We start from the raw sequence: 18878 nt of genomic DNA on the forward strand, positions 1-18878 counted from the left end.
CGCTACCAGGTGACCGGGAGCTCGCGGACGCCGTAGGCCACGCCGTCGTACTTGAACGGGACGTCGGCGAAGTCGATGGCCAGGCGCAGCGTGGGGATCCGCCGGTAGAGCGTGCCGTAGACGGTCTGGAGTTCGAGGACGGCCAGCGGGCGGCCCAGACAGTGGTGGGGGCCGAAGCCGAACGCCAGGTGGTGCGCGGCGTCCCGGGTGATGTCGAGGCGGTCCGGGTCGGGGAAGTTCTCCGGGTCCCGGTTGGCCAGTTCGCTGGTCAGGATGATGCCCTCGCCGGCCCGGATGACGACGTCGCCGACGGTGATGTCCTCCAGGGCGACCCGGCGGCGGCCGGAGTGCGAGATGTTGAGGTAGCGCAGCAGCTCGTCGACGGCGCGGTTGACCACGCCCGGGTCGTCGGTCTCCCGCAGCACCGCCAGCTGCTCGGGGTTGCGCAGCAGGGCCAGCGTGCCGAGGGCGATCATGTTCCCGGTGGTCTCCAGGCCGGCGACCAGCAGCGTCATGGAGATGTACGACAGCTGCTCTGGGCTGAGCGCGCCGGGGCGGACCTGGGTCTCGATCACCTCGGAGATCAGGCCGTCGGCGGGCTCGCGCAGCTGGCGGTCGATCAGCTCCCGCAGGTAGCCGCGCAGCGCCTCCTGGGCGCCGACCACCATGTCGGGCGAGCTGTCCCGGTGCAGCATCCGGGTGCTCTCGTCCTGGAAGAACTCGTGGTCGGCGTACGGGACGCCGAGCATCCGGCAGATCACCTTGGTGGAGGTCGGGAAGGCGAGGCCGCCGACCAGGTCGGCGGGCCGGGGCCGGGTGAGGAACTCGTCGATGAGCCCGTTGACGATGTCGGCGACCTCGTCCTTGAGCGCGTCGATGTTGCGGATCGCGAAGGGCGGGGAGACCATCCGGCGCTGGCGGGCGTGCTCGGGGTCGTCGAGGGCGACGAAGGAGCGGCCGTCCTTGCGCCGTTCGCGGCTGCCCAGGTCGAAGTGCGGGTAGCCGGACCTGGTCGAGTCGGCGCTGACCCGGGGGTCGACCAGGAGCTTGCGCCCGAGGTCGTAGCCGGTGACCAGCCAGGGGGTGCTGCCGTCCCAGAGCCGGACCCGGACCGGGCCGGCGCCGAGCTCGCGCATGGCGGAGGGCGGGTCGAAGGGGCAGGCGGGCTCCTTCAGGATGGGGAAGCGGGTGAGCTGCCCGGTCGCGGAGCCGCCGGCGGGGTCGCCAGCGGAATCGGTTGCGGACCCGGTCGCGGAACCGGTCGCGTCGTCGATGGTCACGGAATCTCCCTTCCTCGCCGCGCCGCGCGGGGTCCCGCCGGGCGGCCCTTCGTGGTCTGTCACCCGTGCAGGGCCCGGGCGATCTCCCGCAGGTCCTGTGCCGCGAGGACCGAGCGGATCGGCACGCGCACCCCGAGTTCCTCGCGCAGCGCGCCGATCAGCCGCCCCGCCAGCAGTGAATTGCCGCCCAGGTCGAAGAAGTTGGCCTCCGGCTCGACCCGCGGCAGGTCGAGCAGCCGGGCGATCGTGCGGTACAGCCGCTCCTCCCGGGAACCGGGCTCCGCACCGCCGTCGGATCCGGTCGCACGGTCCGAGGCAGGACGGTCCGAGGCAGGACGGTCCGGGGTGGCGCGGTCCAGGGCGGCGCGGTCGATCTTCCCGTTCGGGGTGGTGGGGAAGGCGTCGAGCACCTCGATCCGGGCCGGCACCATGAACTCCGGCAGCACGTCGGCGAGTCGGGCGCGCAGCGCCGCGGGGTCGAGGGCCGCGCCGGGGCTCGGGGTGACGTAGCCGACCAGGCGCGCGTCGGCCTGTCCGCCCCGCACCAGCACCGCGGCCAGGTCCACGTCGGGCTGCCGGGTGAGCCGGTCCTCGATCTCGCCCAACTCGACCCGGAATCCCCGTAGTTTGACCTGTCCGTCGGCCCGGCCGGCGAAGTGGAACCGGCCGTCGGCGGTGCGCCGGCCGCGGTCGCCCGAGCGGTACATCCGGGCGCCGGGGGGACCGAACGGGTCGGGCAGGAAGCGGGTCGCGGTCAGCCCGGGGCGGCCGACGTAGCCGCGGGCCAGCCCGGAGCCGCCCAGGTAGAGCTCGCCCTCCGCGCCGTCGGCCACCGGCCGCAGCCGCTCGTCCAGCACGTACACCCGCGCCCCGGTCCAGGGGACGCCGATGTCGACCCCGTCCGCCGCGTCGATCGGCCCGGCGAGGGTGCAGCCGACGGTCACCTCGGTGGGGCCGTAGCCGTTGAACATCCGGCGCCCGGGCGCCCAGGCGCCCAGCAGTGCGGGGGTGCAGGCGTCGCCGGTAGAGGTCACCGTGCCGCCCTGGAGCACGTTCTGACTGTCCGTCACGCTCAGTGCGGCGGGCGGCAGGGTGGCGTGGTCGATCGCGTGCCTGGCCAGCGTCCCGTGCAGGGCGTCGCCCGGCAGCAGGTCCTCGTCGTCGGCGACCACCAGGGCGGCGCCGTGCAGCAGGGCCAGCGAGAGGTCCCAGAACCCGGCGTCGAAGCTGACCGAGGCCCAGGAGAGCACCCGCTCGCCGGGGGCCGGGCGCAGGTGCTCGGCCTGGGTGGCGACCAGGTCGGCGACACCCTCCTGGGGGACGGCGACGCCCTTCGGCGTGCCGGTGGAGCCGGAGGTGTAGATCACGTACAGCAGGTGGTGCGGCGACAGCGGAGCCAGGCGCTCGTCCTGCCGGACGTTCCCGTCGCCGTACCGGGCGCAGGCCGCCGCGCACTCCGCGGAGTCGAGCACGACCTCGTCCAGTTCCACGCCCTCGGGCCGGGCGGCCGCGGTGCGCAGCAGCAGCCGCGGTGCCGCGTCCCGCACCATGAAGGCCTTGCGGGACGCGGGGTAGCGGGGGTCGAGCGGCAGGTAGGCGCCGCCCGCCTTGAGCACGGCGAGCTGGGCCACCACCAGCTCGGGCGAGCGCGGCACGGCCAGCGCCACCAGGTGGTCCGGGCCGACGCCGCGGTCGATCAGCAGCCGGGCCAGCCGGTTGGCCCGGGCGTTGAGCCGGCCGTAGTCGAGCGCGGTGTCCCGGTACAGCACGGCCGTCGCCCCGGGGCGGAGCGCCGCCTGCTCCTCGAACAGTTCGGCGACCGTACGGGCTCGCGCGGCCGCGGGCGCGGCCACCGTACGGACGGACGCGGTCACGGCGCCTCGCCCAGCCGCGGGCGGACCTCGGTGGCGAACAGCTTCAGGCTGCGCGCCATGCTCTCCAGCGACTGCTGGCCGTAGTCGAGCTGGAACAGCACCACGTCCGTCCCCAACTCGGCCTCGATGCGCCGCAGTTGCTCGACAGCGCTGCGCGGGGAGCCGATCACCGCCAGGCCCGCCGCCTCGCTGGGGCCGGCCTGGTGCTTGTCGACCATGGCCTCGCGGTAGCCCTGGTAGGAGGTCGAGCTGCGCTCGCGCCAGGACTCCGCGGCCGCGCCGAAGGTGTCCCAGTGCCGGCGCAGCGCGGCGTTGCCCTCCGCCACGGCCTCCTCGTCGGAGTCGGCCAGGTACAGCGCGACGCTGATCGCGACCTGGGGCCGGCGGCCGGCGTTCTTCGGCGCCGCGGCGAAGCGCTGCCGGTACAGGTCGATCATCTCCCGTACCTGGCCGACCTGTTCGCGGCTGGGGGCGGAGGCGATCAGCAGGTTGTAGCCGGAGTCGCCGATCCACTCGAAGCTGGAGCGGGTGATCAGCGCGGCGGCCCACACCGGGGGGTGGGGGTCCTGGGTGGGCAGCGGGAGGGAGTCGGCGTCCCGGTAGCGGAAGAAGGGGGTGTCCTCGCTCACCCGGGACTCGGTCCACAGCCGCACCACCGCGTCCACCACCGCCCGGAACCGGTCCTTGCTGCTGTCCAGGTCGATGCCGAAGGCGTCGAACTCGTACGGCAGGAAGGCGCGGGCGAAGCCGACGTCCAGCCGGCCGCCGCTGAGCGCGTCGAGCTGCGCGGTGCGGGCCGCGAGCTGGATCGGGTGGTGGAAGGAGGCCTGGATGCCGCCGGTCATCAGCCGCACCCGGCTGGTGCGCGCGGCGACGGCGGAGAGGAAGGCGAGCGGGTCGGGGCAGTAGCCGCCGTAGGCGTGCAGGTAGTGCTCGGTCATCTTGACGTACTCGAGGCCGAGGTCGTCGGCCAGTTCGGACACCGCCAGCAGGTTGCCGTAGTACTCCTCGGCGCTGCGCACCAGCGGCGGGGTGTCGGGCAGCAGGGATATTCCGTAGGTCGTCATCTCTGGGCCTCCGTGGTCGGGTCCGGTGGTGCGTCGGGCAGGGCGCCGCGGCCGCCGAGGGACCAGTACGCGCGCAGTCCGTGGACCAGCGGCCGCGGCCGTCCGTCGTCCGCCGCGGCGGCCCGGTAGACCTCGCCGAAGAGCACCACGTGGTCGGCGACGGTCACCGAGCCGGTGATCCGGCAGTCGGCGACGGAGTGCGCGGCCCGGTCGAGGTGCGGGCCGGCCCAGTCCGGGCGGGCGGTCCACCCGACGTGCTCGAAGCGGTCGGGCCCCCGGGCGGCGAAGAGTTCGGCGACGGCGCGGGCCCGGTCGTCGAGCAGGTTCACCGCGAAGCCGCCGCTCCGTTCGAGGACGGCGAGGGTACGGCTGGAGCGCTGCATGCACACCAGCAGGGTGGGCGGGTCGGCCGACACGCTGGAGATCGCCGTGCAGGTCGTGCCGTACGGCCGGCCGGCCTCGTCTACGGCGGTGATGACGGCGACGCCGGCGGGGAAGCCCGCCATCAGGGTTCTGAACGCGGTCGCGGAGACCGGTCCGGCCGTCGTGCGGCCGCCGGCCCCCGTCATGGGCGTGGGGGGCATGGGGAGGAACCTCCTGGCGTCCCGTCGGGAACCGACGGTCGCGCTGTCCTCGGTCACGGTGTACGTCCTGGTCACGGCGTACGTCCTGGTGCGCGGCCTGGTCCTCGGCCGCCGCACACCGACTCTGGCACGGGCCCCGGCCGGGCCGTTCGGCGGAAAAAGATTTGCGAAAGAGGCGCTCCGTCCGCGCTGGTCGGGGCGGCCGGGCGGGGGCCGGAGTCGGGGCCGGGGCGGCCCGCACCACGTCGGGCGCCAGGGCGGCGGCGATCAGCCCGGTGTCCCCGGTGGCGGCCGCGAGCCGGAAGGCCGCCACCGCCTCGCGGTGGCGCTCCGGCTCCACCGGGTGCCGCTCCAGCGGGGACCGCACCTTCTGCCGGGCCCGGCTGGCCAGCTTCTTGGCGGTGGTCCGGCTGCGGTCGAGGAGCGCGCCGATCTCGTCGAAGGGCACCCCGAAGACGTCGTGCAGCACGAACGCGACCCGCTCGGCCGGGCTCAGCGCGTGCAGGACCACCCGCAGCGCGAGGCCCACCGACTCGGCCGCCAGCGCCTCCTGTTCCGGGTCCGCCTCCGCGCCGGGGCCGCAGGTTTGCGTCAACTCCTCGCCCCCGCAACGCTGTTGGCCCCCCGACCGGCTGCGCAGCGCGTCCAGGCAGACCCGGGAGGCGACGGTGCGGATCCAGCCGGGCAGGTTGCGCACCGCCGTGGTGTCGGCGCGGTCCAGCCTCAGCCAGGTCTCCTGCACCGCGTCCTCGGCCTCCTCCCGGGAGCCGAGGATGCGGTACGCGAGCCCCAGCAGCGCCGTTCGGCTCTCCTCGAAGAATTCCGCCAGCAGTTGGCGCTGATCCATCGGTCACCTTCCGGGTTCACGGTCCGTCGTACTGATGACCCGCGCACCGCGGGGCTTGTGACTCACGACCGTTCGAAGGAGAGTTCCGATGACGGAGGCCGTCGCCGAGATCCCCGCGTACACCGCGGGCACCTGGAGCATCGACAAGGCCGACCCGCACATCACCCTGGACGTCCAGGCCTCGCTCGACGCCTGAGCCCGGCCCGGCGGGACGCCCTCTGCCCGTGTGAGGTACGGGCAGAGGGCACCGGCCGCACGCCGGGGTGGCGGCGTGCCGGCTGTACGGCGTACGGGCTTCGCGGTGTGCCGCCCGCGCGGGGTGTCAGCCGCGGTCGGCGCCGCCGGTCACAGGCCGTCCGCCTCCAGGATGTAGCCGCGGCCCCACACCGTCCGGATGCAGAGGCCGACCTCGGAGATCCGCCTCCGCAGCCGCATGATCTGCAGGTCCAGGGCGTTCCTGGAGATCGCTCCGGTGGCCCGGACCACCTGCTGCTCCAGCTCGGCCCGGTACACCACCTCGCCGTAGTGGGCGACGAGTTCCTCCATGATCCCCACCTGGGTGGTGGAGATGGCGACCGAGTTGCCGCCGAAGCAGAGCACCCCGGTGGAATCGACGGTCGGGACCCTGCGCCCGTACACGCGTTGGGACAGCGCCTGGATGCGCGCCTCGACGTCCCCGCGCGGGGCCGGCGACCTGATCCAGTCCTCCCCGGGGTCGACGCACACGGGAGCGTCATTGCCGGCCTCCACGACGAGCAGGCAGGGAATTCCCGCCTTTCGGCAGTGATTCCGTTTGTCCGCCTCGATGGGCCATCGTATTAACGTGACACCTTTGCTCAAGGGTGTCTCCCTCGTCAGAGAAAAAGGCAGTCTCGGCTTTCCTTGCTTTCTCGTACGAACCGCCCCGAAGGCAGTGGGAATCGACGCCCGGCGCGGCTCACGGCCGGGCCCGCGGCCTCCCGCCGGGGCGGGGCTCCGCAAGGCCCGGTTGCACACGTTCACCGACTGGTAAGCACACGTTTGCTGCTGGGCACTCGGCCCTCGGCAGCGCCGTGCCCGCCCCCTGGAATCCGGGAGCGGGCGCGACGTACCGGTGGTTCGGACCACCTCCTACCTTGCCCGAGCTCTATCCGCGCACCCGCGTGACATGGGTCACGGGCGGGGGCGCAGACCCTTTCCGGCCACCGTCACCTCGTCGGCGGACGAACCGCCCGCCGGTCGGGGTCCGGCCGGCTCCGGAGTACTCGACTCCGGGGTGGCCGGCTCCGGGGCGGCCGGCAGCTGTCCGGCGCGCTGCCGGAACCCGGCCCAGGCCAGCACCGCCGCCACCGCCGTGGCCGCGGCGGCGATCCCGATCGACAGCTGGTAGCCGTGCAGGAAGGAGTCGACGGCCGGCTGCCGGAACGGCTCGCCGAGCGCCTCCACCACCGTGTGCAGCCGGCCGCCGCCGACCTCCCGCGACCGCTCCAGCACCTGGGCCCGCTGGGCCCCGTCCAGCCCGGCCGTCTTCTCCTGCCAGGCGGAGACCGCCGAGTTGACGCCGACGGCGCCCAGCACCGCGAGGCACACCGAACTGCCGATCTGCCGCGAGGCGTTCAGCACGCCCGAGGCGGCGCCGGAGGCCCCCGGGGGCACGTCCCGCATGGCCACGTGGGTCACGGCGGGCACGAAGGTGCCGAACCCGCCGCCGTACAGCACGTACCCGAGCGCGCTGACCGCGAAGGGCGTGGTCCCGGCCCGGCTGAGCAGGAACACCCCGACCGCGGCCAGCAGGATCCCCGAGACGGCCACCGTCACCGAGCGGAACCGCGAGTCCAGGCGGCCGCCGAACTGCGCCATGGTGAGGAACGGGATGTTCATGAACAGCCACGACAGCCCGGTGCGCAGCACCGACCAGCCCGCCACGTCCTGGAAGTACAGCGTCACCCAGAACAGCGCGCCGCTCATGCCGCCGTAGCACAGCAGGTAGATCCCCGAGGCGCTCGCGAAGCTGCGCGCGCGCAGCAGGGCGGGCGGCATCATCGGGTGCGGGGCACGGCGCTCCCACCCGAGGAAGGCCAGCAGCAGGACCACCCCGGCCGCCAGCGGGAACGCCACCACGGCCGAGCCCCACGGGTGGTCGGCGGACTCGACGAAGCCGAGCGTGAGGCAGACCAGCCCGAGCGCGCTGAGCACGATCCCCGGCACGTCGAGCCGGCGGGCCTGCGGGTTGCGCGACTCCCGCACCGCCAGGAAGGTGCAGGCGATGCCCAGGGCGGCGAACGGCAGGTTGATCCAGAAGACCGACTGCCAGCCGAAGAAGGTCAGCAGGATGCCCCCGCCGACCGGGCCCGCGCCGAAGCCGGTGCCGCCGATCGCCGCCCAGGCGCCGATCGCGGAGGCCCGCTGCTCCTTCGGGTAGGTCTCTGTGATGATGGACAGCCCCAGCGCGAGCATCGCGGCCCCGCCCAGGCCCTGCACCGCCCGGAAGGCGATCAGCGAGAGCGCGTTCCAGGCCACGGCGCAGGCGACGACGCCGATCGAGAAGACGACCATCCCGGTCAGGAAGATCCGCTTGCGGCCGTACCGGTCGCCTAGCGCCCCGCTGGCCGGGATGACCGCGGCCAGGCTCAGCGAGTACGCGCTGATCACCCACTCCAGCTCGGCGGCGCCCATGTGCAGTTCGCTCTGCATCGACGGGAGGGCCACGTTCACGATGGTCAGGTCGAGCGAGGTCATGAACGTGGCCATGCACATCGCGAACAGGGTCAGCCGCCGGCGTCGCGACTCCGTGAGGGAGAGGGTCATGGCCTCTCGCCCCTCCGGAGTCGTGTGATATGTGTGATACCCAGTGTGATCATCCCGCGCTCCAAGTAAGGTCCACGAACGACGGGGGCGGCTCGCCGCCCCCGTAGTGATGACCCCTCCCGACCGAGGAATGTGACCGTGCCCGACCACGATCGGCTGGCAGAGCAGTTCGAGCGGCACCGGCCGCACATGCGGGCCGTGGCGTACCGCATGCTCGGCTCGCACGCGGAGTCCGAGGACGCCGTCCAGGAGACCTGGATCAGACTCAGCCGCAGCGACGCCGACGAGGTGGCGAACCTCGCCGGCTGGCTCACCACGGTGATCGGCCGGATCTGTCTGAACATCCTCCGCTCCCGCGCCGCCCGGCCCGAGGACCCGGTCGGGGTGCACCTGCCGGACGTCGTCGTCGGGCAGGAGCCGTCCAACGGCCCGGAGGACGAGGCGCTGCTGAGCGACTCGGTCAGCCTCGCCCTGCTGATCGTGCTGGACACCCTCGCCCCGGCCGAGCGGGTCTCCTTCGTCCTGCACGACATGTTCCACCTGCCCTTCGACGAGATCGCGGCCGTCGTCGGGAAGACCCCGGCGGCGGCCCGCAAGCTCGCCAGCCGGGGGCGCCGCCGGGTGCAGGAGGAGCGCGAGGCGGACTCCGGCGGCGACTTCGCGACCCGCCGCACGCTGGTGAACGCCTTCTTCGCGGCGGCCCGGGACGGCGACCTGGACGGGCTGGTGGCCGTCCTCGACCCGGACGTCGAGCTGCGCGCGGACGGCGGGCCCGCCCTCGCCGCCGCCACCGCCTCGATCCGCGGTGCCCGGCCGGTGGCGGGGCGCGCCTCGCTGTTCCGCCAGGGCGGGGTGGCGGTCTTCCCGGTGCTGGTCAACGGCGTCCCCGGCGCCCTGGTCACCCGGGACGGCGCGCCGACCTCGGTCATGGGCTTCTCGGTGCGCGGCGGGCGGATCACCCGGATCCAGATCCTGCTGGACCCGGAGCGGGTCGGCGCGGTCGACTTCGCCGCGTTCACCGCGTAGCGGGGGCGGTCCGGGAAGGGTCCGGGAACGCCGGTGGGGCGCCTCCCTCGGGGGGCGCCCCGGCTAGCTGCGCGCGCTACCGCTCCACCTCCGGCCCGACGCCGACGGTGATCGCCCGCGAGGGGCAGAGGTGGGCGGCCTGCCGCACCCGGTCCCCGAGTTCGTCCGCCACCTCCGCCCCGAGCAGCCGGACGGTGCCGTCCTCGTCCCGCTGGGCGAAGACCTCGTCCGCGGTGATCACGCACATCCCCGAGCCGATACAGCGCTGTCGGTCGACCGTCACCCGCATGGTTGTCCCTCTTCTCCGTTCGTTTCCGGTTCCCGGGCCCCGCCCGGGATGCTCAGCGCGGGAGCAGCCGCACCGGCAGGGAGCTGTAGCCGTTGAGGAAGGCGGACCGGATCCGGGTGGCCGGCCCGGTCACCTCCACGCCGCGCACCGCCTCGGCCAACACGCCCAGCAGCGCCCGCAGTTCGACCCGCCCGAGGAAGGCGCCCAGGCAGAAGTGGGCGCCGTGGCCCAGCGCGACGTGCTTGTTCGGGGAGCGGGAGAGGTCGAAGGAGCGCGGCTCGGCGAACGCCCGCTCGTCGTTGTTGGCCGAGATGTTCCACAGCGACACGATGTCCCCCGCCCGCACCTCCTGACCGCCGATCAGCTGGTCGCGGGTGGCGGTGCGGGCGAAGTGGAACGCCGGGGTGGCCCAGCGCAGGGCCTCCTCCACGGCGGAGTCGAGGTCCACCCGGCCGTCCCGGAGCGCGCGCCACTGCGCGGGGTTCTCGGCCAGCGCCTTGACCGTGCTGACGGCGGAGACCCGGGAGGACTCGTCGCCGCCGATGATCAGGCTGTAGCAGTTGAGCGCGATGTCGTCCAGGCTCAGCGGCTCGCCGTCGACCAGGCCGGTGGCGAGCGTGCTGATCACGTCCTCGCCCGGGGACTCGCGCCGCTGCTGCGCCAAGTCCATGAAGTACAGCACCAGTTCGTTGCGGGACTCGAGCGAGTCGAGCTCGTCCGCCCCGGTCAGCGCGCCCTTGCTCCAGTGCAGCAGGTCCGGCCGGTCCGCCTCCGGGACGGACAGCAGGTCGCAGATGGTGTTCATCGGCACGTGCTCGGCGACGTCGGTCGCGAAGTCCACGGTGTCGGCGTCGAGCGCGGCGCCGACCAGTCCGGCGGTGCGCCGCTCGACCTTGCGGGCCACGGTGTCGAGGACCTTCGGCGACAGCGCCCGCCACAGCAGCGCGCGCAGCCCGCGGTGGCGGGGGCGGTCGGTGACGGCGAGCATCCGGCCGCCGGCCGAGTCGTCGCCGCGCAGGAGCACGTCGAGCACGGTGCCGCGGCCCGAGGCGAGCGCGTCGGCGGCGCCGTAGCAGGCGACCACGTCGGCGTACCCGGCCACCACCCAGAAGCCCGGCCGGTCGGCCGCGGCGGCGTGCCAGTACACCGGCTCGTTCGCCCGTACCCCGGCGAAGAACTCGAAGGGATCGTGCGCCAGGAAGGTGCGTGAGTCGGTCAGGTCGAGCGAGGCGGTCACGGTTCGGCTCATCGTCCACAAACCCCACGGAAGACGGGAAACGCACTGCGTGCAGTGCTCGGCACGGGCCCGGTGACCGGATCCTCACAGAGGCCCGAACCGGCCCGCGCCAGTTGTGTCGGATCTCTTTCAGTTGTGTCAGAACTCTTTCGTGGCCGGTCCGGTCAGGGAGGAAGAGCCGAAAGATTGCGGACACCTGCCGAAGCACCCGTACTCCGAAGCGGAGGAGTTCCGTCATGCTTCGTACCCGCCGCGACCACTGCCTGCGGACACTGGTCCGAGCGCCCGCGGCCACGGCACGGCTGGTCTGCCTCCCGCACTCCGGCGGCAGCGCGGCCGGCTACGGCCCGTGGTCCACCGCCCTCCCCCCGACCGTCGAGCTGCTGGCGGTGCAGTACCCGGGGCACGGCGACCGCTTCGGCGAACCGCCGTCCACCGACGTGCGCGCGCTGAGCGCGGAGCTGGCCTCCGAACTCCTGCGCCTGCCGCCGCTGCCCACCGTGCTGTTCGGGCACAGCCTCGGGGCCCTCGTCGGCTACGAGACCGCCGTCACCCTCGGCACCCTGGGGCGCCCGCCGGCCGGCCTGCTGGCCTCCAGCTGCCCGCCGCCCGGCCGGGCCGGACGGATCCGGGCCGGCGGACTGTCCGACGAGGTCCTGTGGTCCCTGATCCGCTCCCTGGGCGGCATCGACCCGGACCTCCCCGAGGAACCGGAGGTCGCGGAGGCCGTCCTGCCCGTCCTGCGCGCGGACCTCACCGCGCACGAGCAGTACCGGGTGGAGCCGCGGACCGCGCCGCTGGCCTGCCCGGTCCGCTGCCACCACGGCACCCTGGACCCGCTGGTCGACCGCGCCCTGGTCGCCGAGTGGGCGGCCGTCACCACCGGGCCGTTCAGCCTCCTCGAACGCGAGGGCCACCACTTCCACCTGTTCCAGCACCCCGAGGGCGTCCTCGCCGACCTCGCCGCCTTCCTCGACGCGGTGACCGTCGACGCGGCGGCCACCGGCGCGACGGCCGCCCCGGCACCGCGCCTCCCCGCCCCGAGCACCGCCGTCCCGAGCACCGACGTCCCGAGCACCGCCGACCCGGGCGACTCCACCCCGGGCGACTCCACCCCGCGCCCGGCGCGGGCCCTCTGATGCGGAGCTGACCATGACCGAAGCCGTCACCGAGACGATGACCGACCTGACCTACTCCACCTACCTCCAGATGGACACCCTGCTCTCGCTCCAGCAGACCCGCTTCCCCGAGTCCACCGACCGGAGCGTCGCCCTGGCCGAGCACTTCTTCATCGTCGCCCACCAGTCCTGCGAGCTGTGGCTCAAACAGATCGTGGCCGACCTGCGGCTGGCCCGGGACCTCCTGAACGCCCCCGGCGACCCGGCCGGCGGAGCCGAGGACGGGGTCGAACTCCTCCAGCGGGCCGCCGAGTTGCTCCGCGTCCTGCACGAGCAGGTGATCGTCCTGGAACGCCTCCCGCTGCGGCACTTCGTCCGGTTCCGGCCCTACCTCGGCACCGCCAGCGGCGCCCAGTCGCAGCAGTTCCGGGCGCTCGGCCGACTGCTGGAGGACGGCACCGAGACGAGCGAGCTGTACCGGGCCTTCCTGGCCGACGCCCACCGGCAGGGCCTGAGCGCCGCCGACGTCTGCCGCCTCGGCGTCGCCTGCGGCGGCCCGCACCGGGTCGCCGAGGCGCTGCTCGACGTGGGCAACGGCTACTGGCGCTGGAAGGTGGCCCACCTGGGCCTGGTGACCAAGATGGTCGGCGGGCAGCAGGGCACCGGCGGCACCTCCGGGGAGGACTACCTGCTGCGCCGGATCACCCTCCCGTTCCGCGACCTGCGGCAGCTGCGCGGCAACCCGCACACCGAGGTGCTCGCCACCAGCCCGGTGTAGGGCCCCTGCCTCCCCGTCACCCGACGTCCGAACCCGAAGTCCGTAGGAGCGACCGAGCCATGCTGCACGTCGACGTGGCATCCATGACCGCCCGCCAGCGCCAGCGCCTGCTGCTGTGGAGCGTGGTCCCCCGGCCGATCGCCATGGTGAGCACGGTCTCCCCCGGCGGGGCCGTCAACCTGGCGCCCTTCTCGTACTACACGGCCGTGGGCTACTCCCCGATGGCGCTGCTCTTCTGCGCCAGCCGGCGGGCCGACGGCACCGAGAAGGACTCCTGCCGCAACGCCCGCCTCCCCGCCGAGGGCGGCACCGGGGAGTTCACCGTCAACGTCCTGATCGAGAAGCACGCCGAGGCCGCCACCACCACGGCGAAACCGCTCCCGTACGGCGAGTCGGAGTACGAGCTGGCCGGGCTGCGCGCCGTGCCCGGCCACGCCGTCCGCTCGCCGCGCATCGACGGCTCGCCGCTCGCCTTCGAGTGCCGCACCTCCTCGGTGGTGCCGGTCGGCGACCACTCCGTGGTCATCGGCGAGGTCGTCCACGTCGTCGCGGAGGAGGGACTGGTCGACGAGACCGGCTTCCACCTCGACCTGGACCGGCTGGGGTCGGTCGGCCGGATGGGCGCCGCCGAGTACGTCCGCACCCTGGACCGCTACGCCGTCGGCGGCTGACACCCGTCCGGCGGGACCTCGGCCCCCGGCCGTCACCTCCTCCGCGCCCGAACCGTTGCAGCAACGGGACGCCCGGCAGTGCCGGACGCGGCCCCGGAACGGTCGGGCGAGGTGTGAGGACACGGCTGGTGGACGTCTACGAGGCTGTCGAGACCCGTCGGGCGGTGCGGGGGTTCACCGACCAACCGGTGCCGAGGGAGGTGCTCGAACGGGTGCTCGCGGCCGCGTCCCGCGCCCCCTCCGGCGCCAACCTCCAGCCCTGGCACACCTACCTGGTCACCGGGGAGCGGCTGGAACGGCTCAAGCGGCTCGCCGTCGCCCGCGCCTCCTCCGGCGACCAGGGCGACGACCCCGAGTTCGAGATGTACCCGCCCGAACTCAAGTCCCCCTACCAGGAACGGCGCCGGGAGGCCGCCGAACAGCGCTACCGCGCCTTCGGCATCCCCCGCGAGGACCGGGACGCCCGGCAGCGGGCCGTCGTCCGGAACTGGGACTGCTTCGGCGCGCCCACCGCGCTGTTCAGCTACATCGACCGGTCGATGGGCCCGGCCCAGTGGGCCGACCTCGGGATGTACCTGCAGACCGTCATGCTGCTGCTGCGCGCCGAAGGGCTGCACAGCTGCCCGCAGATGGCCTGGTCCGTCTACCACCGCACCGTCGCGGACGTCCTGTCGCCGCCCGCCTCCCTCGTGCTCTTCTGCGGCCTCTCCGTGGGCCACCCCGACCCGGCCGCCCCCCGCTACCGGGTGGGCCGGGCTCCGCTCGACCAGACGGTCACCATCCTCGACTGACCGCTCCCGACACCGCCTTGCCCCTTCACCTCCTTGCCCCTTCACCGTCCGGCGGCTCCACGTCCGACGGCTCCACCGACGTACCGCGGAGGCGACCTCCCGTGCCCGAGAGCCCGGCCCCGACGCTCATACCCGGCCGCGCCCCCGTCCCCGTCTACCGGGGCATGGACCGCGCGGCCCTCGACCGCCAGTACACCCCCAGCCACCGCGTCCCCGACCTCCGGGCCTACCTGGACCGCTACACACGGGACAGCGCGAACGCCCGCCGCCGCCACCCCGTCCTCACCGGCCTCCCGTACGGCCCGCACCCGGCCGAGACCCTCGACTACTTCCCCGCCCCCGACGGCCCTGACGGCCCGCCCCCGCTCCAGGTCTTCGTCCACGGCGGCAACTGGCAGGAACTGTCCAAGGACGACTCCGCCTTCCCCGCCCCGCCGCTGCTCCGGGCCTGCGCCGCCGTCGCGGTCGTCGGCTACGGCCTGGCCCCCGCCACCCGGCTGGACGACATGGTCGCCATGGTCCGGCGCGCCGTCCACTGGCTCCACCGCCACGCCGACGCCCTCGGCTTCGCCCCCGACCGCCTCCACCTGGCCGGCCACTCCGCCGGCGCCCACCTCGCCGCCATGGCCCTCCTCCCCCGCGTCCCCGGCACCCCCCACCACGGGCCCGACGTCTCCGCCGCGATCGCCGGCGCCACCCTGCTGAGCGGCATGTACGACCTGGAACCCGTCCGCCTCTGCTACGTCAACGACGCGCTCGCCCTCGACCCGGCCGCCGCCCACCGCAACAGCCCACTGCACCACCTCCCGCCGCGCCTGCCCCCGGTCGTCCTCGCCCGCGGCGCCGACGAGACCGCCGAGTACGCCCGCCAACACGCCCTGATGGCCGCCGCCCTACGCCCCCGCACCGCCCTCACCGACCTCGTCGCCCCCGCCCACAACCACTTCTCCCTCCCCTACGCACTCGCCGCCCCCGGCTCCCCCCTCGGCACCGCCGTCCTGGCCGCACTCGCCCGCGGCAGGCCCCGGAGCGTTCCGGCCGGCCGTTCCAGTCGGGAGTGAAACCGCAGGCCGGAGGGGGTGGAACCGTTCCAGCGTCCCGACTCGGACGGCTGGCCCGGCGGACCGGTCGGACGCCGGACCAGAGTGCTGACCAGCGGTCGGCGCCGCACCGTCAGACCAGCCGGCCCGCCGAACGCAGGGCAGCCGGCGCGGTGTTGACCGCCTCCGCGGAGTGCTCCTCGCCGGTCAACCGCTGGTGGTAGCCCGGCCCGCCCGGGTCGCTCTTCGCGTTGACCAGGATCCTGTACGGCATCAGCACTCCTCCAGGTTCGCCATCAGCCAGGCCTCGGCCCGCAACAACCGTTCCTCGACCTGCTCCGCGTCGGCACCGGCGACGATCACGAAGCACAGGTGCGAGGCGCTGTAGAGGGTGACCGCCCCGGGCTCCAGTTCCTCGTTCACCTGGTAGTGCCGCACCCACGGGAACGGCGGCCGCCCCGGCGCCCGTACCGGCCGCCCCTGCGGCAGGACGGACACCGAGCCGTGCACCTCGGTCGGCGGCGCGGCCGGCGGCGGCTGGACGGGCAGCCCGGCGGACTGGCGCAGCACCGAGGTGTGCAGGTCCACCCCGTAGGTGGCCCGGGTGAGCCACGGAATGCGGTCGCCACCGACCCGCGAGGCGATCTCGCACATCACCAGCTCGTCGTCCGGTGTGTGGAACACCTCCAGGTGGTAGGCGCTGACCGGCGGGACGTCGAAGGCGGACAGCGTCCGGTCGAGGAACTCCTCCAGCCGCCGGGCCATCCCGCTCTCCGGGTGCAGCTGGACCGAGCCGTTGTTCTGCCCGGTGAAGACCCCGAGGCAGCTGCGCAGGTAGCGGGAGGAGGCGACGAAGCGGTAGCCGTCGCCGAGCACCGCGTCGACGTGGTACATCGGGCCGTCGACGAACTCCTCGGCCATCAGGTCCTCGCGCCAGCGCCGCCGGGCGAAGGCGAGCAGTTCCTCGTCCCCGTGCAGCACCGCGATGTCCCGCGAGCCGCCCTGGCTGACCGGTTTGACGACCACGGGGTAGCCGACCGCCTCGATGAAGCCGGTGAGGTCGACGACCGTGTCGAGCCGGGCCCAGCGGGCGGTCGGCACGGCCCGGCCAGCGACCTCCTTCATCACCGCCTTGTCGCGGAACGACCGGGCGCTGTCCGGGGTCTGGCCGCCCAGGCCGAAGTCCGCGCGCATCCGGGCGGCCCGTTCCAGGTCGTACTCGTTGTCGGTGATGATGTGGGTGAACGGCCGTTGCCGGTGCAGCCGGCGGATCGCCAGCTCCGCGTAGGGGACGGCGTCGGAGTCCGGGACGTACTCGTAACGGGCCAGCCGCTCGGTGTTCTTGAGCTCGTTCTGGCTGAACACCTGCAGCTTGTCGGCGAGTTCGGGGAACATCCCGGGGTAGTCGTGGCCCTGGCCGTAGTTGAGCACGGCGACGTTGGTCATGATGGGTCGGCCTCACAGTGGACGTGCGGTGCGGGAGGGGTGTCGGTCGGTGCGCCGGTGGGGGTCGGCGCGGGCGGCGCGCGGGGCCACCGGAGCGAACACCGGTGCGGCGACTGCGCCGACGACATCGAGGACCTGATCGCCGACCAGCGGGAAACGGTCCAGCGGGCGGCGGCCGGAGCCTGAGGGAGGCGCGGGAGGGCCGGGTCGAGCGCCCGGCCCTCCCGCCGTTCAGCGGTGGACACGGTTCGCCAGGAAGGTGCCGGCCGAGGCGAGGACCAGCCCGGCCAGGGTCAGCGCGCCGAGCGGCTGGTCGAGCAGCACCGCGGCGAAGGCGGCGGTGCACATCGGGACCAGGTAGAACAGGCTGCTGACCTGGCTCGTGCCGTGCCGCTGCAGCAGGTGGTAGAGCAGGCCCACGCCGACGATCGAGTTGATCAGCGCCGTCCACAGCAGCACCGGCCAGTACGAGGCGGTGAACTCCACGGACCAGCCCTCGACCAGCAGCGCGGGAACCAGCGCCGCCGCCGCGGCGGCCAGCAGCTGCACCGCGTTGCCGCCCACCGGCTCCATCCGCGCGCAATGGCGCTTCTGGTGGACGGTGCCGTACGAGATGCCGAGCAGGCCCAGCAGCAGGAAGCCGAGGCCCAGCAGGTAGCCGCCGGACAGGTCGATCCGGTCGGCGACGGCCAGCGCGACGCCGCCCATCCCGAGCACCAGGCCCAGGCACTGGCCGCGGGTGACCCGCTCACCGAGCAGCGGCACCGCCAGCAGCGATGTGGTCAGCGGGTAGAGCGCGATGACCAGCGCGGCGAGCCCGGAGGACACCCCGAGCTTCATGCCCATGTAGATGCTGGAGAACTGCACGCCCTGGACGAGCACACCCGCCACCGCCAGGTGCAGCAGCAGGCGCCCGCGGGGCAGGCGCTCCCGGCGGATTCCGGCGATCGCCAGCAGTACCAGCCCGGCGATCGCGAACCGTAAGGTCGCGAAGGTGTACGGCGCGGCGTGCCGCAGGCCGAGCTTGCCGGAGATGAATCCGGAGCTCCAGACCACCACGAGCGCCGCACGCGGGGCCGCGCCGGTCCCCCGGCCCCGCCGCTCGCCGGTCCCCACGGGCGGGCCTGCGTCCGGGACGGCTTCGCGCGCGGCGCCCTCGAGCGGCGGGGTCGGCATCGTCATCTCCGAGCTCCTCTGGATCTCCTCGATTGTTCGATATAGAGCACCGTAGAGCAGAATATCGCTCACGTCGAGACGGGCAGGCCCTGCGGCGACATCCCGGGACCGAAACGCCGACTGCCCCACGGACCGCTGTCCGTGGGGCAGTTGGCGAGCAGGCGGCGACGCCCGGAAGTCAGTAGAGGCTGGAGAAGAGGACCCCCACCAGCTGGGCCGGCTCGTCCGTCTCGTTGCGGAAGCTGTGCGGATGGCCGGCCGAGAACTGGATGCTGTCGCCGGCTCCCAGCACGTGGTCCACCCCGTTGTAACGGACCACCAGCTCACCCCGGGTGACGGTGATCAGATCGGACCCCTCGTGCTGGAGCTCCTCGCCGAGACCGCTGTGCGGCGCGAAGTCACCGGTGACCACCTGGTAGCCGAGCTCCGGGGAGCGCACCACCCGGTAGACCACCCCCGGGGCCCGCTGGAGCTCCTCCTGCCCCTCCCGGGGGAACAGCGCGGGAGTCGCCCGCCCCCGGGAGAAGCCCAGGAAGGAACCGACGTCGTGGCCGAACACCCGGGCGAGCCGGCCGAGCCGCTCCAGCGCGATGTCGGTCTCCCCGCGCTCCAGCGAAGCCAGGAAGGAGACCGACAGCCCGCACTCGGCGGCCACCTGCCGCAGCGACATGCCGCGCTGGGTGCGCAGCCGCTGCAGCACCTCGCCGGGGCGCGGGAAGCCCAGCTCCGGATCGCGGGGTCCGGGAGCGCCGGTGGAGGGTGCCGAATCAGCCATTGGTAGTTGGAGGCGCGGTGCTCCTGCGAGCCCGGTTCCTCCGTCCCCTTTCAATCCGTGCATGCGGTTTTCCCGCACACGGCTTACCGATG

General features: G+C 73.7%; 18 protein-coding genes and 1 pseudogene. 6 read left to right on the forward strand and 13 right to left on the reverse strand.

Translation table 11 applies throughout. The annotated features are described in order from the left end of the window. Nucleotides 1-2: 2 nt before the first annotated feature. The 7 genes and pseudogenes from ACFCY1_RS13100 to ACFCY1_RS13130 all read right to left on the reverse strand — a co-directional run bounded on the left by ACFCY1_RS13100 (nucleotide 3) and on the right by ACFCY1_RS13130 (nucleotide 8439). Nucleotides 3-1178, reverse strand: a complete 1176-nt coding sequence (locus tag ACFCY1_RS13100; RefSeq protein ID WP_375874565.1) for a cytochrome P450 — start codon at nucleotides 1176-1178, stop codon at nucleotides 3-5. 161 nt (nucleotides 1179-1339) lie between these two features. Further along, entirely contained in the window at nucleotides 1340-3154 is a 1815-nt protein-coding gene (locus ACFCY1_RS13105; RefSeq protein ID WP_375874550.1) for a non-ribosomal peptide synthetase, read from the reverse strand. Continuing rightward, the gene (locus tag ACFCY1_RS13110; protein WP_375874566.1) at nucleotides 3151-4221 is read right to left on the reverse strand and encodes an LLM class flavin-dependent oxidoreductase; all 1071 of its coding nucleotides are present in this window, start codon (nucleotides 4219-4221) and stop codon (nucleotides 3151-3153) included. Before ACFCY1_RS13110 ends, ACFCY1_RS13105 begins: the two co-directional genes overlap by 4 nt. Next, the gene (locus ACFCY1_RS13115; RefSeq protein WP_375874567.1) at nucleotides 4218-4805 is read right to left on the reverse strand and encodes a flavin reductase family protein; all 588 of its coding nucleotides are present in this window, start codon (nucleotides 4803-4805) and stop codon (nucleotides 4218-4220) included. The genes ACFCY1_RS13110 and ACFCY1_RS13115 overlap by 4 nt, the downstream gene beginning before the upstream one ends. A gap of 367 nt (nucleotides 4806-5172) precedes the next feature. After that, nucleotides 5173-5652, reverse strand: a pseudogene (locus ACFCY1_RS13120) (sigma-70 family RNA polymerase sigma factor); the annotation flags it as partial. A gap of 345 nt (nucleotides 5653-5997) precedes the next feature. Beyond that, entirely contained in the window at nucleotides 5998-6378 is a 381-nt protein-coding gene (locus ACFCY1_RS13125) for a winged helix-turn-helix domain-containing protein (protein ID WP_198959425.1), read from the reverse strand. A 426-nt stretch (nucleotides 6379-6804) separates the two neighbouring features. Beyond that, nucleotides 6805-8439, reverse strand: a complete 1635-nt coding sequence (locus tag ACFCY1_RS13130; RefSeq protein WP_375874551.1) for an MFS transporter — start codon at nucleotides 8437-8439, stop codon at nucleotides 6805-6807. 138 nt (nucleotides 8440-8577) lie between these two features. On the opposite strand from ACFCY1_RS13130, the gene ACFCY1_RS13135 reads away from it, so the two are divergent. Then, nucleotides 8578-9465: a sigma-70 family RNA polymerase sigma factor gene (locus tag ACFCY1_RS13135; RefSeq protein WP_074004396.1), complete on the forward strand. Its 888-nt coding sequence runs from the start codon at nucleotides 8578-8580 to the stop codon at nucleotides 9463-9465. A gap of 76 nt (nucleotides 9466-9541) precedes the next feature. On the opposite strand, the gene ACFCY1_RS13140 is transcribed toward ACFCY1_RS13135, so the two are convergent. After that, nucleotides 9542-9754, reverse strand: coding sequence for a ferredoxin (locus ACFCY1_RS13140; protein WP_049649205.1), 213 nt, complete (start codon nucleotides 9752-9754; stop codon nucleotides 9542-9544). A 52-nt stretch (nucleotides 9755-9806) separates the two neighbouring features. Beyond that, a complete protein-coding gene (locus ACFCY1_RS13145) occupies nucleotides 9807-11003 on the reverse strand; it encodes a cytochrome P450 (protein WP_074004079.1) in 1197 nt (398 codons plus the stop codon). Nucleotides 11004-11227: 224 nt separating this feature from the next. Here ACFCY1_RS13145 and ACFCY1_RS13150 point away from each other — a divergent pair, with 224 nt between their 5' ends. From ACFCY1_RS13150 to ACFCY1_RS13170, 5 genes are all read left to right on the forward strand, one after another. Continuing rightward, nucleotides 11228-12130, forward strand: coding sequence for a thioesterase II family protein (locus tag ACFCY1_RS13150; RefSeq protein WP_375874552.1), 903 nt, complete (start codon nucleotides 11228-11230; stop codon nucleotides 12128-12130). Between the two features lie 13 nt (nucleotides 12131-12143). Further along, nucleotides 12144-12887, forward strand: a complete 744-nt coding sequence (locus ACFCY1_RS13155) for a tryptophan 2,3-dioxygenase family protein (RefSeq protein WP_375874553.1) — start codon at nucleotides 12144-12146, stop codon at nucleotides 12885-12887. Between the two features lie 59 nt (nucleotides 12888-12946). Then, nucleotides 12947-13558 (forward strand): flavin reductase family protein, encoded by a 612-nt coding sequence (locus ACFCY1_RS13160; protein WP_375874554.1) that lies wholly within the window; start codon nucleotides 12947-12949, stop codon nucleotides 13556-13558. A gap of 128 nt (nucleotides 13559-13686) precedes the next feature. Next, nucleotides 13687-14349 carry a nitroreductase gene (locus ACFCY1_RS13165; protein ID WP_049649215.1) on the forward strand — a complete coding sequence of 221 codons (663 nt, stop codon included), beginning with the start codon at nucleotides 13687-13689 and terminating at the stop codon, nucleotides 14347-14349. 101 nt (nucleotides 14350-14450) lie between these two features. Continuing rightward, on the forward strand, nucleotides 14451-15410 hold the full coding sequence (locus ACFCY1_RS13170) for an alpha/beta hydrolase (protein WP_375874555.1): 960 nt from the start codon (nucleotides 14451-14453) through the stop codon (nucleotides 15408-15410). A gap of 112 nt (nucleotides 15411-15522) precedes the next feature. Here the strand turns inward: ACFCY1_RS13170 and ACFCY1_RS13175 are convergent, their stop codons facing one another. The 4 genes from ACFCY1_RS13175 to ACFCY1_RS13190 form a co-directional block, all read right to left on the reverse strand. Continuing rightward, nucleotides 15523-15663 (reverse strand): hypothetical protein, encoded by a 141-nt coding sequence (locus ACFCY1_RS13175; protein WP_158077743.1) that lies wholly within the window; start codon nucleotides 15661-15663, stop codon nucleotides 15523-15525. Continuing rightward, nucleotides 15663-16835, reverse strand: coding sequence for an acetyl-CoA carboxylase biotin carboxylase subunit family protein (locus ACFCY1_RS13180; protein ID WP_375874556.1), 1173 nt, complete (start codon nucleotides 16833-16835; stop codon nucleotides 15663-15665). The genes ACFCY1_RS13175 and ACFCY1_RS13180 overlap by 1 nt, the downstream gene beginning before the upstream one ends. A 231-nt stretch (nucleotides 16836-17066) precedes the next feature. Then, nucleotides 17067-18017: a DMT family transporter gene (locus ACFCY1_RS13185; RefSeq protein ID WP_375874557.1), complete on the reverse strand. Its 951-nt coding sequence runs from the start codon at nucleotides 18015-18017 to the stop codon at nucleotides 17067-17069. Nucleotides 18018-18189: 172 nt separating this feature from the next. Further along, nucleotides 18190-18786 carry a cupin domain-containing protein gene (locus ACFCY1_RS13190; protein ID WP_049649217.1) on the reverse strand — a complete coding sequence of 199 codons (597 nt, stop codon included), beginning with the start codon at nucleotides 18784-18786 and terminating at the stop codon, nucleotides 18190-18192. Nucleotides 18787-18878: the final 92 nt, after the last annotated feature.

It is taken from the genome of Kitasatospora sp. NPDC056273, from assembly GCF_042268845.1.
Taxonomy (GTDB): domain Bacteria; phylum Actinomycetota; class Actinomycetes; order Streptomycetales; family Streptomycetaceae; genus Kitasatospora.